Genomic DNA, 16479 nt, shown 5'->3' with positions numbered 1-16479 from the left:
CCCGGTCCGGCCCCTGCCCCGCCCGCCGATCCCCGTTCAGGGCACCGCTCAGGTCACCGCACCCCGAACGCACTCGTGGGCGGTGCCGCACATCGGCACCGCCCACGAGGCCGGTTCGCGGTGACCCTTTCCGCTGCCCGGTCTTCCCTGCATCGAGTCGTCTCGCTTCGAGCCCCACCGCGAGCGCTCAGCTCACTCGCGGTCACCCACCTCCGGCGCCCCCGCCGGCGATGGCACCCGCTCCCGTCAGTTGAAGACCGGGGCGAAGACGATGTTGACGTTCTTGTTGGACTGGCCGGCCAGGATGGCACCCGAATTGTCCTTCACCGCGAGGGTGTTCGACTGGTTCGAGGCACCGGAACCGGTGGCCGTCTGCTGGGTGGAGACGTAGTTGCCGTCGACGGAGCCGAAGACGTTGCCCGTCCCGGTGTTCGACACCACACCTGCATTGGAACCGTCGTTGGCCAGCGCGCCGTTGTCGGCTGCGGCGGACCCGGCGCCCGCCAGCAGCAGACCTGCCGCCAGCGGGGCCGCGACCAGAAAACCGGCCAGCCGGCGATTACGGATGCGAGCCATGAGAACCTCCAAGAAAGCTGTAAATCGTGCATTGTGTGCGGGAGTTCGTCGGCCAGACGATCACCTGCGGGCTGCGACGCCGAGAGACAGACTTCCGCAACAAATCGACAAAGCACCACCTCGCGGCTCAGTTTTCGCCCGTTCGCGTGATATCCAGGGCAGCGGCGAATAACGGGCGTCTCAGCGGACAGTGCGTCGACACACCGGTGCCCACCTGCGATTTAGCCCGAATGATGGCGAGTGGAAGCGCCCTCGCGAGAGGCGCACGGGGAGCACACGGATAACCATTGCGCGCCACCCTGGCGCGCCCCGTCGGCGAACACACCCCCCAAAGGGAGCGCCACCCTCCCTTGTCGATATATCCAGCCATCCTGCGACTATTCCAAAATCCTACTTAGCTCTCCGGAAGAGGGCGGCCAGCAGGGGGCTGAGGACACCAAGAGCTGACCATCAGACCGCCTTGCCGGGGTTGAGAATGCCCAGGGGGTCGAAGACCGCCTTCAGCTGCTGCTGCAGCTCCATGGCCACCGGCCCCAGCTCGCGCGCCAGCCACTCCCGCTTCAGCAACCCGACCCCGTGCTCCCCGGTGATCGTGCCGCCCAACTCCAGCCCCAGCGCCATGATCTCGTCGAAGGAGCGCTGCGCCCGGGCCGACTCCTCGGGATCGTCGGCGTCGAAGATGACGATCGGGTGGGTGTTGCCGTCCCCGGCATGGCTGACCACCCCGATGGTCAGGCCATGGCGCTCGGCGATCGCGGCGACGCCGTTCAGCATCTCGGCCAGCCGCGAACGCGGCACCGCCACGTCGTCGATCATCGTCGTCCCCAGCCGGTCCATCGCGGGGAGCGCCAACCTCCGTGCTTGAAGCAGCAGTTCGGACTCCGCCTGATCCTCGGCCGGCACCACCTCGGTGGCACCGGCCGCCCGGCAGATCTCCCCCACCGCCGCCAGCTCGCCCGCCGGGTCCGGCCCGTCGAAGGCCACCAGCAGCAGCGCCTGGGTCGACTCCGGCAGCCCCATCTGCCCCAGCTCGTTGACCGCCCGCACGCTCACCGCGTCCATCAGCTCCATCAGCGAGGGCGTGAGGCCGCGCGACATCACCTCGCACACGGCGGCGCCCGCCGTGTCCGCGTTCGGGAACTCCGCCGCCAGCGCCAACTGCGGTGCCGGCGCGGGACGCAGAGCCACCACGGCACCGACCACCACGCCCAGCGTGCCCTCCGAGCCGACCAGCAGCCGGGTCAGGTCGTAGCCGGCGACTCCCTTCGCCGTACGGCGACCGGTGGACAGCAGTCGCCCGTCCGCCAGCACCACGTCGAGGCCGAGCACGTACTCGCTGGTGACGCCGTACTTGACGCAGCAGAGCCCGCCCGCGCCGGTACCGATGTTGCCGCCGATGGTGCAGGACTCCCAGCTGGACGGGTCCGGCGGGTAGGCAAGGCCAACCTCCCCGGCGGCCCTGGACAGTTCCGCGTTCACCACGCCGGGCTCGACCACCGCGATCCGGTTCACCGGGTCGACCTCCAGGATGCGGTTCATCCTCACCATCGACAGCACGATGCAGCCGTCGACGGCGTTGGCCGCGCCGGAGAGCCCGGTCCGGGCGCCCTGCGGCACCACCGGCACACGCAGTTCGGTGGCGGTCCGCAGGACGTGCTGCACCTGTTCGACCGTCTCCGGGAAGACCACCACCGCGGGGGTGCCGGCCGCGCAGAAGCCCGCCATGTCGTGGCTGTAGGCGGCCATCACGTCCGGGTCCACCACCAGGGCCCCGGGCGGGAGACCCAGTGCCAGTCGGTCCGTCAGATCACTCATCGCCGCCTCCGATCGCCGTGCGGCGCGTACCACCCGGGCCGTGCTCCGCCCGGTCGTACGGCGTCCAGCCGTACGCCGTCCGGTCGCAGGAGATCGGGTCGAACGCCGCCCATCGCCCTCTGCTCGCACTCTGCCCCGCCACCGCACGACCGGCAAGTACGCCGCTCCGGCCCGCCCGTGTCCGGTTCTCGGTCCCCGGGCGGGCGGCACCACTGGTCCGCCCTCCGGCCCGGACGGCCTGAGGGCCGGCCCACGGTTCGACCCGGGCCCACCCGAGGGGCCGGCCCGCCGGGAGCGGCTCAGGCCCGGCGCAGCACGGTGGACGCCCAGGCGGCCAGCCCGGCCGCACCGGTGGCGAGCGCGCAGAGCGACGTCGGCCACCGGGCACCGGCCGCGTCGGCGAAGAGACCGAGCAGTCCGGTCGACAGCACCAGGGCCGCGCTCTGCACCAACGTCAACAGGGCCTGGATCCGTGAGAGATGGGTGGTCGGCGCGCCGCCCAGCACCAGCGGTCCGAGGTGGCAGGCGAACAGCCCCGACCCGGCTCCGGCCAGCACGCTGCCCGCCACCGCCGTGACCGGCTCCGCCGCCCAGGCCAGCACCGCGATCCCCACCGAGGCCGCACAGAGACCGGCCGCCGCCCCGACTCCGGCCCGGCGCAGGGCGCCCCGCCAGGAGACCAGGCCCGCCACCGCGAGCACCCCGGCCCCCTGTCCGCCGGCCATCAGCCCGGCGGACCAGGCACCCCAGCCGTGGGCCCGGGTCAGCAGCGGCGAGAGGAGCGAGACCACCGGCAGCAACGCCCCGGCGGCGGCGCCGGTGAGCAGCAGCGCGGCGCGCAGCAGGGGGTCCCGCAGCGCCAGCCGGACCCCGGCCGCCGCCTCGCGCAGCAGCCCGGGCCGGGCCGGACCGCGCCCCGCGTCATCCGAGCCGACCGGCTGCGGCGCCTCCGGTTCCGTCACCCGAACCCTCAGCAGCACCAACAGGAGCACCCCGAAACTCGCCGCGTCCGCCAGGGCGACCCCCGGCAGCCCGCCCACCGCGACCAGCACGCCACCGAGCGGCGCCCCGAGCAGGCCCGCGATCTGCCCGCCGGCCTGCCGCAGGGCGAGGGCGCGCGACAACTGCCCCGGGCCCACCAGGCGGCGCGGCATCGAGCCGCTCGCCGGGAGGTAGAAGGCGTCGACGGTGCCGATCACGGCAGCCGCCGACACGAGCAGCCAGAGCGGGGTGCCCCAGCTACCCGAGGCGGCCGCGAGGGCCAGGGTGGCGGCCAGCATCACCGCGTCCCCGGCGAGCATCACCCGGCGGGCGCCGAACCGGTCCGCCACCGCACCGCCCAGCAGGACCAGGACGGTGCGGGGCAGCGTGATCGCGGTCAGGACCAGGCCGGCGGCGCCCCCGCCGTGGGCGGAGGCCGCCCACCCCAGGGCGAGGTAGAGCGCGGCATCCCCCAGCAGGCCGGCCTGGGTGCCGGCCAGCCAGCACAGGTACGGGCCCGGGAGTGCGGCCCGCGCCGGGCGGTCCGGCACGGCGGTCGCGGTCGTTCCGGCGGGCGTGGTCGGCCCGGCGGGCGTGGTCCTGCTGCTCGTTCCCATGCCCGCCGACCGTAGGACCCTCGACCAGGTCGAGGGCAAGGCCCTGCCCTGCCCTGCCCTCCGCCTGCCTAGGAACGGACCACCGGCTCCTGGAACTCCGTCACCCAGTCCGCCGGCGAGTCCGGGCACTCCAGGTACAGCTCCCGCGCGTACCCCGTGGAGCGGTAACCGTTCTCGTCGATGAACCGGGCCAGCATCTGGAAGGCACCCAGCGCGTCGTCCATCGACCCCCGGTGCACGATGGTCGCCGCCTCCGCGATCTCCGGCAGGTCGACCACGTCGAAGCCGCGCTCCCCCTCCCCGGAGACCGCCGACCCGGACACCGCCGCCCCGACCGGGACCGCCACCCGGATCAGCACCGCGCCGTCCCCCTCCGGCACGTCCTCGTACCGGGCCACGGACGGCCCGGTCTCCGCGACCCCGGCCTCCGCCAGCCGACGGCAGAGCTCCCCGAACAGTGGCCCGATCACCGGCCCGATGTCCTCCGGCTGGTAGCTGGCCGCGACGGCGGTCAGCTCCGCCACCCGGACGGACGGCACCCGCTTCACCACGACATCCTGCACAGGCATGGTTCCCTCGCTCTCGATCGTCCGGAGCCTCGCCTCGACCCGGGTCAGCCGCCGGGCGTCCGCCGCCATCGCCGCGGCCAGCTCGGCCTGCCGCAGCCGCAGCATCCCGCGCAGCTCGGCCACCTCCACCCGCTCGTCCAGGACGGCCCGCACCTGCTGCAGGGTGAAGCCGAGGTCCTTGAGGGCGATGACGCGGTTGAGCCGGGCGAGTTGGGCGGCCTCGTAGAGGCGGTAGCCGCTGACCGGGTCGACGCGCGCCGGGTGCAGCAGCCCGATCGCGTCGTAGTGGCGCAGCATCCGGACCGACACCCGGCCGTGCTTGGCGAAGTCTCCGATGTTGAACATGATGCCTCCAGTGCAGACCCTCACACCGTGTCATGGTCAAGCACCGGCACTCACGGCCGGGCCGGTGGCCCGCCTGGCCACCGGCCCGTCAGGCCAGCCTGTCAGTCCGTGACGTCGAACCCGCGCCGCTCCCCCAGCGCCCGCAGACTCCGTTGCCCGGGAATGCCGTTGGCGTCCGAGCCGGTGTAGCCGAGGCTGCGCTGGAAGGCCGCGTAGGCCTGCACCGACCTGCTGCCGAGCGAGCCGTCCACCCAGCGCTGCTCCAGGAACCCCTCGTCGGCCAGCGCCTGTTCGACGATCCGGACCTCACCGCCGTAGGTCACGTGGCCCTGCTCGGCACCCGGGTCCGTCCGGGCCGCCGCGACGATGTGGGCCAGTGAGACGCGGCGCGGCGAGGGCAGGTGGCCGAGCAGCCGGCGCAGCGACTCCTCGCCCGGGACACCGTCCGCATCGCCGCCCGAGTAGCCCAGACTGCACTGGTAGTCCTGGTAGTTGAGGGTGTCGGCGTCACGCCAGTCCTCGTCCGGACCGGCCGTGTAGTGCGAGCCGTGCCCGGCCGCCACCAGCGCCTCGCCCACCTCGCGGACCTGCGGCCCGTGCGCGCCGTATCCGTACTCCAGACCGTTGATCGTCACCCGGTTCCGGGCCGGCCCGGAGTCCGACCGAGGCGGGGGCAGCGGGCCGCCGCCCCCACCGGCGATACCGGGCAGGACGACGTCGTAGAACTGCCGCACCCGGGCGTTCCCGGGGCAGGACGTACCGCCGTCCGACCAGTCCGGGAAGAGCCGGTGGTAGCCGAAGCCCGCGTCGTCCGCGGTGCGGCAGACCCGCGCCGGGATCCCGTGCTGCCGGTGCAGCCAGACGCCCAGCGCGATCAGCGCCGCGACCTGCGCGTTCGTCCACGGGTCGGTGTTCTGGTCGTTGCTGGCCGACTCGACGCTCACCGCCCCCGTGCCGTCCGCCCTGCGGTTGGCCCGCATGTTGGCGTCCGCCCTGGTCTCGGTGCCGATGAACTGGCCCACGCTGCCGTCGTAGCCGACCCCGAAGTGCGACTCCAGATTGGTCGAGTCCCGCCAGTACTCGTAGATTCGGCGCGGCGCCCACGGCGCCGCGATGCTGTGGAAGATCACCTGCGTCGGCACGATCGCCGGCTGCTCGTCCGACTCGGGCTGAAGCTCCAGCCTCTCAGCGCCGGGGTACCAGGCCATCCGTCTCTCCTCGCCGGGCCCAGGGCAGTTCGCCCCTCACCTCCGACGAACGCGCCCCTCAGCCCCTCACGAGGACGCACCCACCCCAAACCCCCCGTTCAGGTGAACCCCGCCCCGGAAACGCCGAAGGCGGGTGCCGACTCGACGTCGACACCCGCCCTGAGCAGATGGTTCTCCTACCAGCGGAGAGCGTGGGATTCGAACCCACGGTACGGGGTCACCGCACGACAGTTTTCAAGACTGTTCCCTTAGGCCGCTCGGGCAGCTCTCCAGGCGGAGGTCAGCCTAACGGGTCCGGCGGGGTTCGGTGCACCTGGTTTCGGGAGTGCGGGTCAGTCGCCGACGCGCTCGGCGAGGGTGACCTTGGTGGTGAGGGTCTGGCCGTTGCGGGTGTACTCGATGTCGACGGACTCGCCGGGCTTGTGCGTCCAGATCTTGCTGACCAGGGCCGGGCCGTTCTCGATCGGGCTGCCGCCGAGCTTGGTGATGACGTCGCCGGGCTTGAGGCCGGCCTTGTCGGCGGCGCCGCCGGGGGTGACGGCCGGGGTGCCCTGGATGTCGCGGGTCTGGATCTGCGCGCCGTCGCCCTTGTAGTCGTCGTTGCGCAGGACGTCCAGCTTGGCGTAGACCGGCTTGCCGGTCTTGATCAGCGTCTCGGCGACCCACTTGGCCTGGTTGATCGGGATGGCGAAGCCGAGGCCGATGCTGCCGGCCCGGCCGCTGCTGGAAGTGTTGGACTGGATCGCCGAGTTGATGCCCATCACCGCGCCGCTGGCGTCCAGCAGCGGGCCGCCGGAGTTGCCGGGGTTGATGGAGGCGTCGGTCTGCAGGGCGTTCATGTACGAGGACTGCGCACCGGTCTCGTCGCCGGAGGCGACCGGGCGGTCCTTGGCGCTGATGATGCCGGTGGTGACGGTGGACTCCAGGCCGTACGGCGCGCCGATGGCGATCGTGGAGTCACCGACGTTGACCTTGTCGGAGTCGGCCAGCGGAAGCGGCGTCAGCTTGTCCTTGGGCGGGTTGTCGAGCTTCACCACGGCGACGTCGTAGCCCTCGGCGCGGCCGAGCACCGAGGCGCTGTAGGAGCTGCCGTCGGCGAACTTGACGGTCAGTTTGCCGCCGTTGGAGGCGGGGGCGACGACGTGGTTGTTGGTGAGGATGTGGCCCTCGGTGTCGAAGACGAAGCCGGTACCGGTGCCGGACTCGCCGTTGCCCTGCGCCTTGATGGTGACGACGCTGGGCAGCGCCTTCTGCGCGATGCCGGCGACGGAGCCGGGGGCGGGCTCGTTCTTCTGGGTGCTGTTGGCCTGGACGGTGGTGCTCTTGTGGTCGTCCGAGGCGATGATGCCGGCGCCGTTGCGGTCCGCGACGGTGACGCCCAGCGCACCACCGGCGACACCGGCGACCAGGGCGACGGCGGCGATCAGCGCGATCAGGCCGCCGCGCTTCTTGCGCGGGCCGCCGGGCTCGGGGGCGCCGGGGTACTCGGCCGGGTAGCCGAGCGGGCCACCGGGGTAGCCCGGGCCGCCGGGCGTGCCGGTGCCGCCGGGCGGGGCGTCGTGGGCGCCCCAGCCGCCGAGCGGCTGGCCGGCGCCGAACGGGTGGTGTGGCGCCGGCGCGGCCGGAGCGGCCGGAGCGCCGTACGGGTCGTGGGCCGCCGCCGCGACCGGGGTACCGGGGGTGGCGTACGGGTTGGTGACCGGCGCGGGAGCCGGGACTGCCGGAGCGGCCGGGGCCGCGGGCGCCGCCGGGGCGGGCGGCAGGATCGGCGGAGGTGCGTCGATGTACCCGGTCTCGGCCGCCGCCGGGGCGGGCGCCGGAGCCGAAACCGGCTCGGCCGGGGCTGCGGGCGCCGGCTCCGGGGCGCCGACCTTGCCGAACGCCAGCGTCGGCGTGAACCCGCCGGTGGGCGGCGCGGCCGGGGCGGCGGGCGCCGGACCGTCATGAGCGGGACCCACTACCCCCTGGCCGTCGGAGGGCTGCTCCCCCTGTGGCCCGGTGGGCCCAACCTCGCGCTCGCTGCTCACGGACGACCTCCATAGCTGACAGGACCAACAACCATAGTTTTTCGCACACTCGATTCGATTGTCGTAAGGACCCCTCTGAAGAACTCATAAGAATCCTTAGCCCGGCCCGACAACCGGCCCGCCGACCGGCCCGACGGCGGCCCCGTCCGGTGCCCCCGGACCGGCCCCCGATGCCCCGGTCGGCCCCGCGCCGGCTCCCTGCGGTCCCCCCGCAGAAGGCCTCACGAGGACGCCCCGCGGCGTCCCGCGATGCGGACCGCCGGACGCCTGGCCTTGGCGTTCACCCCCGCGCCGGTTAGCCTGTCGCTCCTAACTGACACGCGGGAGCTTGGACCCACCAGGCTGAGAGTGCGCCGGTCGACCGTACGCCACGGGATCGTGGACGGACCGTCGAGGGGGCGCAGACCGCCGGAACCTGTCCGGGTAATGCCGGCGTAGGGAGTATCGGCCATGCCGCCTGCTTCGCCATCCTCTTCGGGCGCGCCCGCGCCCAAGTCCTCGGGTTTCCCCGAGTCGTCCGCGACCGATCATTGCGACGCCGCCGACGGCGCACCCGGTTCCACGGCTGCCGCCACCGCCGTGCTGGACCGCCCGGAGCGGGCCGACCGGGTCGAGGCCCCGTTCGTCCTGGACACCGAGCCGCCGCGCACGCTCCGCTTCCGGGACCACTTCGCGCTCTGGATGAACCTCGGCGTCAGCCTGATCGGCTTCACCACCGCCGCCACCGTGCTCGGCGCGCCGGGCAGCGAGCTGTCGCTGGCCGCCGCGATCACCGCGATCGTGGCCGGCACCGTGGTCGGCACCGCGATGCTCGGCGTGGCCGCGCTGATCGGGGCCCGGACCGGGGCACCGGCGATGGCCAATCTGCGTGGCCTGTTCGGGACGAAGCTCTCCTACCTGCCGACGGTGCTGAACATCGTCCAGTGCATCGGCTGGGGCGTGTACGAGCTGCTGGTCATCGCGATGGGCGCGCAGACGGTGGCGCACACCGACGGCTACCGCTGGCTCTTCGTCGTGCTGGCGGGCGCGGTGACCACCGCACTGACCATCTGGCCGCTCGGCGCGATAGCGGTGCTGCGTCGCTTCGTCGCCGCGGCGGTCGCGGTGGCGATGGTGTACTTCACCGTCCAGCTGGGCCGGGACGGCGTGTCCGACCCGGGCGCGGGCAACTGGCACGGCTTCCTCAAGGCCACCGACGCGATGATCGCGGTGTCGATCTCCTTCGTCCCGCTGGCCGCCGACTACACCCGGCACTCGCGCACCGCCCGCTCCGCGTTCTGGGGCAGCTTCTCCGGCTACACCGTCGCCCAGGTCTGGTGCTACGTGCTCGGCCTGTTCGCGCTGCTGCAGGCCGACGGCGACGCCACCCGGATCTTCGACTCCTTCCTGGGCGTCTGGGCCGGCTGGCTCTTCCTGCTGGTGCTGGTGCTGCGCGAGACCGACCAGTCCTTCGCGAACGTGTACTCGACCGCCATGTCGGTCCACAACCTGCTGCCGAGGGTCGACCGCCGGGTCCTGACCGGCGGCACCGGCCTGCTGATCACCGTGCTGGCGCTGCAGATCACCGAGTTCACCGACTCCTACTACGCCTTCCTCGGCCTGATCGGCTCGGTGTTCGTGCCGATGTTCGCGGTACTGGCGGTCGACTACTTCCTCGGCGCCGGGCGGCGCGGCTGGAACCTCGCCGACGACGCGCCGTCCCGCTGGCTGATGCTGCTGCCCTGGGCGCTGGGCTTCGCCGTCTACCAGGTGATCGCGCCGACCGCGATCGCCGGCTGGTGGACGGACTTCTGGACGTCGGTGCAGGAGACGCTGCACTTCACGCCCCAGGAGTGGACCTCGGCGTCGCTGTTCGGCTTCCTGGTGCCCGCCCTGGCCACCTGGGCGCTCACCCCGCTGACCCGCCGCACCGCCGCGGCCTGACCGTCCGGGCGCCCGGCGCCGAGCAGCCGAGCAGCGGGAAGCCCGGCACTCGACGGCCGGCGCCGCAGCGAAGACGGCCCCGCGGGTTGGGGCCGTCTTCGCCTCTGTGTCACTTCCGCCGCCTATCGTGGACGGCGTGACCAGCCCCGACCTCTCCCCGGCGGCGGCGCGCACCGCGCCGCCCGTCCAGGTGATCGCCCACCGCGGTTCCTCGCACGCCCTGCCCGAGCACACGCTCGCGGCCTATCGCCGGGCGCTCGACGAGGGCGCGGACGCGGTCGAGTGCGACGTCCGGGTGACGGCGGACGGGCACCTGGTCTGCGTGCACGACCGCCGGATCGGCCGGGTCTCGGACGGCCGCGGCCCGGTCTCCTCGATGACGCTGGCCCAGTTGGAGGCGCACGACTTCGGCGCCTGGAAGACGGGTGAGCCGAGCGCGGACCCGGACCTGCGCGGCGTCCTGCGGCTGGAGAGCCTGCTGGAGCTGGTCACCGACTGCGGACGTCCGGTGGATCTGGCGATCGAGACCAAGCATCCGGTCCGCTTCCGGGGCCGGGTGGAGGCCGAGCTGCTGCGGATGCTCGACCGGTTCAAGATCGGCGGAGCGCCGGAGGGCGACCGCCCGCAGGCCCGGATCATGAGCTTCTCCTCGCTGGCGCTGACCAGGGTGGCCGCCGCCGCACCGGAGTACCCGCGGGTGTTCCTGTTCGAACGGACCATGCCCCTGCAGGGCCGGCTGCGCCCGGGTGCCTCGCTGCCGGGCGGTGCCCGCATCGCCGGTCCGGGCATCGACCTGGTCCGGGCCAGGCCCCGGCTGGTGACGCGGCTGCGGGAGCTCGGCCACCAGGTGCACGTCTGGACCGTGGACGAGCCGGCCGATGTCGAGCTCTGCCTGGAGCTCGGGGTCTCGGGGATCATCACCAACCGCCCGGCGGAGGTCCTGGCCCAGCTCGGCCGGTGAACCGGTCCGTGCCCGCGAGGCGGCGCCGGTCCTCGGGCTCGGGGTTTCCCGAGCACCGCTGCATCCCGTCGAGCACCGTCGAGCCCATCGGGTCCATCGGGTCCATCGGGTCCATCGAGAACCGTCGAGCCCACCGGGTCCCATCGGGTTGTTTCGAGTCCTCCCAGGCCCATTGATCCCATTGATCCCACCAGTCCCTCAGGATTCTTCGTGCCCCGGGAAGCCTGGTGACCACTCACCCCACTTCGGCCCTGTCCGGCACTTCAGGCCCGTCGGTCGACGACCGCTTTGGTAGGGACTCAAACCTTCCCCGTCGTTTTCGGTCGGAAATTATGCGCTCTCACGACAGAGGGTGAGCACGGAATCACCTGCCGCGCACCGTCTGTCGCTCGGCTTGAAATGTCCGCGCGGGATCGCCGTACGGTCGTTTCCGACCCATTACCAAGGGGCATCCATCCCTCGGCATACGCTGAAGGAGGTCCGGGGGTGGCGTTGATGGTGGCGCGTGAAGTGCCGACTTCATCGACCATGGCAGTGCCGCACGGCCCAGCGAGTGTCGGGGTCGCACGGCGCCGACTGCGTCGAGATCTGGGAGACCGGGAGATACCTGAACCGGTCATTGATGATGCTGTTCTGATCCTTTCCGAACTGCTGAGCAATGCATGTCGCTACGCGCGGCCGCTCGGCCCGCTGCCCGTGCTCGGGCGCAGCGCCCGGGTGGAGATCGTCGACCAGGTACTCGTCGGCGTCCCGTCGGGACCGGCCGAACCGGTCAGGGCGACCGGTGCTCCGGTGTCGAGCGGATCCCCGGCCCGCCCCGAGGGCCAGGGCAAGGGACGGCCCACGGCCCAGGCCCAGCCGGACGACGGCGAGGGCGACGGTGGCGTCCTGGTGCGCTGGCAGATGCACGCGGACGGGATCCTCACCGTGGAGGTGACCGACGGCGGTGCGCAGACCCGGCCGTCCCCCGCCAGCCCGTCGCTGACCTCACGCGGCGGGCGCGGGCTGAGCATCGTCGACCAGCTGGCCAGCGACTGGGGCGTGCGCGACGCGCCCGGCGAGGTCACGGTCTGGGCCGCTCTGCCCGCCCGGGCCCGGCACGCCAGGCGCACCGGCGGTGATGCCCGCAGCGCCTGACCCTGCCCGAGCGCCCCCGCGCGGCGACCGGCGGCCACCCGGTCCGACGCTGCCGCGACGGCGTCCGCGTGGGCACTCCCCGCCCCGGCGCGTACCCACGCGCCGGGGGAACGTCAGTAGGCTGCCCGGAGCACACCGAAACCGCCACCGGGAGAGCCGCACCATGGGCAAGAAGGCCGCCAAGAAGGCGCCGCAGCACAGCCAGTCCACCACCGCCGTCACGGGTGAGATCCCCGTGGTCGGAGCCCGCGAGAACTGCCCGTGCGGTTCGGGTCGCCGGTACAAGGCGTGCCACGGCAGGGAGGCCTCGCACGCCGTTCAGGAGCTGGTGCACCGCCCGTTCGAGGGGCTGCCCGGCGAGGCCGACTGGGTGGCGCTGCGCGAGCTGGTCCCGGCCGCGACCGTGCCGCTGACGCTGGCCGCCGGGGTTGCCGAGGCCGCCAACGGCGACGTCCCGTCCGTGACGCTGGCCACCGTGCTGCCGCTGGCCTGGCCGGCGCTGCGCCGCCAGGACGGCTCGATCCTGCTCGGCCTGCAGACCCAGTCCGCCTCCGGCGACCTGAGCCGCGACCTGGCTGACGCCCTGGAGCTGGCACTGGCCGCCGAGCCGGGCTCGCCCGTCCCCGCCCGCCGGACCGTCGCGGGCGGCCGCCGCCTGCAGGACCTGCTGGACGACTCGGCCGAGTTCACGCCCGCCGTGCACACCGGCTTCGAGTTCTGGCTGGAGGACGCCGAGACCGCCACCGGCGAGGTGGCCGCCTCCCTGGAACGCGCCAACGCCTCGGCGATCCCCACCGAGAAGCTGACCGGCGTGGACTCCGCGTACTGGTGCGGCACTCCGGACAAGAACCACCTGCGCTGGGTGATGACCGTGCCGGAGGAGCAGCTGCTCGACGCGCTGGCCCGGCTCACCGCCGCCGACCAGTCCTCGCTCGGCCCGGACACCCGCCTGGTCGGCTCGTTCCGCGCGCACGGCCTGACCGTCCCGGTCTGGGACCTGCCGCTCGCCATGACCGCCACCGACTGCGAGAAGCCGGCGGCCGAGTTCGCCGAGCGGCTCGCCGCGACGCTGGCCGACCCCGCGCCGCTGACCGGCGAGGAGCGGCGGGCCCGCGCCAACCTGGTGAACCGTCAGGTCACCTTGAACTAAAGGGGACTCGGATCCGGGTGATACGCGTCACATTGTCCGCCGGTACTGCAATTTCCGGGCGGGCAGGGCCTCTTGGAAATTGGCGCGGGCGCGGATCCTTGTTACTGTCTAAAGAGTCCGGTCGCTGGTGCATCCCCCGTCGCCAGCGGCCGGATCTTTTGTTTTCCGGCCGGGCCGGTGGACCGTGCCCGATCCAGTACACCGCCCGCGCCGCCGGGCCGGTCCCGGCCGGCCCCCGCCCGCCGCATCGCCCGCACGGGCGATGCCGCCGACGGGAGCCCCGACGGGAGCGCCGGTCAGTACGCCGAGCGCCCGCTGTCCAACTGGACCGTCGCCTCGACCAACTCTCCCAGCAGCGGCCCGACCTCGGGCAGCCACACCCCGCCGTCCGCCGCCGGGCGCGGCGGCAGCACCCAGCGCACCCCGCCCCCCGATCCGCCGCCGGGCGGCAGCGACAGGAAGCCGCCCGACCCGTGGTACCGCAACGACCCCGGGACCCAAGGCAGTTGGGCGAGCATCTCGCCGAGCGCATCCAGCGAGTACGGGGCCACCAGCATCGCGTACCGGCCGGGCATCGAAAGCACCGGGCCGAGCGGCATCCGCAGCGCGGCGAGGTAGGCCAGCGCCCGGGCGCCGGCCGCCGCGGGCAGGCTGACCGCCGAGACCGTCCCGCCGGTCGCCGCGAGCACCGGCGCGTCCGGGCTCTGCCGCTCCCACCACCAGCGCACCATCCGGGCGTCGGTGGTGGCCGCCAGCAGCGGCGGGTCGTGCGGATGGGCACCGGGAACGGCACAGTCCTCGTCCCCGCACGAACAGTGGCCGCCGAGCAGCAGCGTGCCGGGGACCACCGGCCAGCGGTGGTCGGTGGCGGCGGCCAGGGCAGCGGCCAGCCGGACGGAACGGGCTGCCGACCGGCTCCTCGAATTCTCGCGCATGACGCTCGTTCCTTTCCGTGACCGCTCGGGGTCGCTCCGGCCCCGCCTGCCCACGTCGGGGAACGCCGCACCGGCCCGAACCGGGCTGGCGGGCTTGGCGAGCGGCGTGGCGGGGGTGGAGCACGGTGTGGAGCACGACATGAAAGAGCCGCGGATGAGAACAGCCCTTGGAACGAGAATCCCGTATGCGACCGGATGGACGCCGCCCGGGCGCGGTTGGTTCCACCGTACGAGTGAGTGACTTCCGGCCGACCCGGCCGACGGGCGGCGAAAGCATACGATCCGGACGGCCGTGGGGACCGTCCTGACGGTTCTGCCCGTTCTCCGGCCGCTCCATGCCCTCGGGCCCGGCCGGGGCGCGCACGAACGGAGCGGCCCCCGGGCCGGGCCCCACCCGACGGCGACCACGGCGGTGACCACGGTGGGAACGCGGCGGGGAACCGGCCACCCGCGTAGTCCTGGATCTGGACATGCCCCGAATGGCCTGTGTAGAAGTGGTGGCATTGCTGTCGATCAATGACGAGTAGTAACGAATCGAGGCGAAACACGCCCTTTGGCCGTGCTCGCTCCGATCGGCCGTACCCGGGGGTCCCGCATGACACGTACCGCGTCAGGAGTGGCGGCATGACCGAGTCCCACCCACCGTCGACATCCTTCGAGCCGGGCGATCCCCGTCGCCCCCGCGGGCTCTCGGTGCTCGACCATCCGGGTTTCCCCGGGACCCCCGCCGGACCGGCCGGGCAGCAGCTCTGCCCCTCCGACGAGCCCCAGGCCCGGTCCGGGGCGGCCGGTGCCCCGGAGGGCCGGACCGCACCCCCGGCCGGCCTGCAGGACCGTTTGGCCGGACGGCTGTCCGATTTCACCAGCCTCCAGGAGCACACCGAGCGGCTCGCCCGCGCCCGCGGCCTGACGGCCACCCTGGAGGCCGTACTGGCCTCCGGCACCGCGCTGCTCGGCGCCCGCCGCGCCCTGCTGGTCACCGTGCTGCCCGGCGGCGGTCCCAGCCAGCCGATCGGGTACGGCCTCGACCGCGCCAGCCTCGGCGCGCTGGAGACGGTGCCCGCGGAGCAGAGCCTGGTCGCCCGGCTGCTGCGCGAGCACGACCGGCCCGCCCAGGTGCAGTCGCACGACCTCGCCGACGACCCCGCGATCGGCGCCCGACTGCGCGAACTCGCCGCCCACCTCGGCCTCGGCGGCTGCCACGGCCTCCCGCTCGCCACCGAGGAGGACGGCCCGCTGGCCGCCGTCCTCTGGTTCTACGACGAGCCCGCCGAGCCCACCGAGCGCCAGCGCGAACTGGTCCGCCGGTACGGCGACGTCGCCGCCCCGCTGCTGGCCAAGCAACTGGCCGCGGAGCAGGTCCGGCGCACCACCGAGGCGCTGTGCCGCGGCCTGCTCCCGGACCGCCTCCCGCAGCCCGCCGGCCTGCGGCTGGCCGCCCGGCTGGTCCCGGCCGGGCTGGACCGCTCGGTCGGCAGTGACTGGTACGACGCCATCCCGCTGCCCGACGGCACCGTCGGCCTGACCGTCGGCAGCGTCTCCGGCGACGGCCCCGGCGCCGGTCCCTGCTCCGCCCCGGGCGCGGCGGCCGCGATGGGCCGGGTCCGGGCCGCGCTGCGGGCCTACGCCGTGCTGGAGGGCGAGGACCCGGTCTCCGTCCTGGGGGATCTGGAGCTGCTGCTCAAGACCACCGAGCCGGCCCGCAGCGCCACCGCCCTCTACGCCTGGATCGAACCCGACGAGCGCCGGATCACCCTGGCCGGGGCCGGGCACTGCCCGCCCGTGCTGGTCACCCGGCAGGGAGCCGAGTTCGTGGAGACCTCGCTCTCCGCGCCGCTCGGCATGCTCTCCTGCTGGGAGGCGCCGGGCGTCGAGCTGACCGCCGGGCGCGGCGACACCCTCGTGCTCTACACCGAGGGTCTGGCCCGCCGCTTCGGCCCCACCCTGCACGCCGGGCAGGCCAACCTGCGCCGGGCCGCCGCCGACGCCCCGCGCGACGTGCGGATCGACCCGGACCGGCTCTGCGCGCACCTGCTGGCCGTCTGCGCGGACCGGGACACCGGCCCCGCCACCGACGACCTGATGCTGCTGGCCGCGCGCTTCGAGTAGCCGGCGGGGCCCGGGGCCGCGGCCCCGCGGCGGCACCTCCCGGCCGAAGGGCGCCGGAGGTCGAGCGGCCGGGCGTCCGTACCATGGACGCACGGCCGCCCACGTGTGTCGCGATCCGACGCCCCC

At 73.6% G+C, this 16479-nt stretch carries 12 protein-coding genes, 1 tRNA gene and 1 riboswitch; of the genes, 5 read left to right on the top strand and 8 right to left on the bottom strand.

The window, feature by feature from the left end; genetic code table 11:
- Positions 1–246: 246 nt before the first annotated feature.
- The 7 genes from AB0J08_RS20270 to AB0J08_RS20240 form a co-directional block, all read right to left on the bottom strand.
- Entirely contained in the window at positions 247–576 is a 330-nt protein-coding gene (locus tag AB0J08_RS20270) for a hypothetical protein (protein ID WP_360635671.1), read from the bottom strand.
- Between the two features lie 450 nt (positions 577–1026).
- Complete coding sequence (locus AB0J08_RS20265; RefSeq protein WP_360635668.1) at positions 1027–2391, bottom strand: FAD-linked oxidase C-terminal domain-containing protein; 1365 nt, start codon at positions 2389–2391, stop codon at positions 1027–1029.
- Positions 2392–2690: 299 nt separating this feature from the next.
- Positions 2691–3989 carry an MFS transporter gene (locus tag AB0J08_RS20260; RefSeq protein ID WP_360635665.1) on the bottom strand — a complete coding sequence of 433 codons (1299 nt, stop codon included), beginning with the start codon at positions 3987–3989 and terminating at the stop codon, positions 2691–2693.
- Between the two features lie 68 nt (positions 3990–4057).
- The gene (locus AB0J08_RS20255) at positions 4058–4903 is read right to left on the bottom strand and encodes a MerR family transcriptional regulator (protein ID WP_360635662.1); all 846 of its coding nucleotides are present in this window, start codon (positions 4901–4903) and stop codon (positions 4058–4060) included.
- 101 nt (positions 4904–5004) lie between these two features.
- Positions 5005–6111: a peptidoglycan-binding protein gene (locus tag AB0J08_RS20250; RefSeq protein ID WP_360635659.1), complete on the bottom strand. Its 1107-nt coding sequence runs from the start codon at positions 6109–6111 to the stop codon at positions 5005–5007.
- 183 nt (positions 6112–6294) lie between these two features.
- Positions 6295–6382, bottom strand: a tRNA-Ser gene (locus AB0J08_RS20245).
- A gap of 61 nt (positions 6383–6443) precedes the next feature.
- The gene (locus tag AB0J08_RS20240; RefSeq protein ID WP_360635656.1) at positions 6444–8138 is read right to left on the bottom strand and encodes a trypsin-like peptidase domain-containing protein; all 1695 of its coding nucleotides are present in this window, start codon (positions 8136–8138) and stop codon (positions 6444–6446) included.
- 310 nt (positions 8139–8448) lie between these two features.
- Positions 8449–8596: riboswitch (TPP riboswitch) on the top strand.
- Here AB0J08_RS20240 and AB0J08_RS20235 point away from each other — a divergent pair.
- From AB0J08_RS20235 to AB0J08_RS20220, 4 genes are all read left to right on the top strand, one after another.
- Positions 8589–10061, top strand: coding sequence for a cytosine permease (locus tag AB0J08_RS20235; RefSeq protein ID WP_360635653.1), 1473 nt, complete (start codon positions 8589–8591; stop codon positions 10059–10061). It overlaps the preceding riboswitch by 8 nt.
- Positions 10062–10197: 136 nt before the next feature.
- Positions 10198–11022: a glycerophosphodiester phosphodiesterase family protein gene (locus AB0J08_RS20230; RefSeq protein WP_360635650.1), complete on the top strand. Its 825-nt coding sequence runs from the start codon at positions 10198–10200 to the stop codon at positions 11020–11022.
- Between the two features lie 696 nt (positions 11023–11718).
- The gene (locus AB0J08_RS20225; RefSeq protein WP_360635647.1) at positions 11719–12159 is read left to right on the top strand and encodes an ATP-binding protein; all 441 of its coding nucleotides are present in this window, start codon (positions 11719–11721) and stop codon (positions 12157–12159) included.
- Positions 12160–12322: 163 nt separating this feature from the next.
- Positions 12323–13309, top strand: a complete 987-nt coding sequence (locus AB0J08_RS20220) for a DUF5926 family protein (protein ID WP_360635644.1) — start codon at positions 12323–12325, stop codon at positions 13307–13309.
- A 296-nt stretch (positions 13310–13605) separates the two neighbouring features.
- On the opposite strand, the gene AB0J08_RS20215 is transcribed toward AB0J08_RS20220, so the two are convergent.
- A complete protein-coding gene (locus AB0J08_RS20215; RefSeq protein WP_360635640.1) occupies positions 13606–14244 on the bottom strand; it encodes a bifunctional DNA primase/polymerase in 639 nt (212 codons plus the stop codon).
- A 624-nt stretch (positions 14245–14868) separates the two neighbouring features.
- Here AB0J08_RS20215 and AB0J08_RS20210 point away from each other — a divergent pair.
- Positions 14869–16353, top strand: a complete 1485-nt coding sequence (locus AB0J08_RS20210) for a PP2C family protein-serine/threonine phosphatase (RefSeq protein WP_360635637.1) — start codon at positions 14869–14871, stop codon at positions 16351–16353.
- The last annotated feature ends 126 nt before the right edge of the window (positions 16354–16479 follow it).

Source organism: Kitasatospora sp. NPDC050463, from assembly GCF_040655255.1.
Lineage (GTDB): Bacteria > Actinomycetota > Actinomycetes > Streptomycetales > Streptomycetaceae > Kitasatospora.
This window is presented reverse-complemented; position numbering and strand designations above follow the sequence as displayed.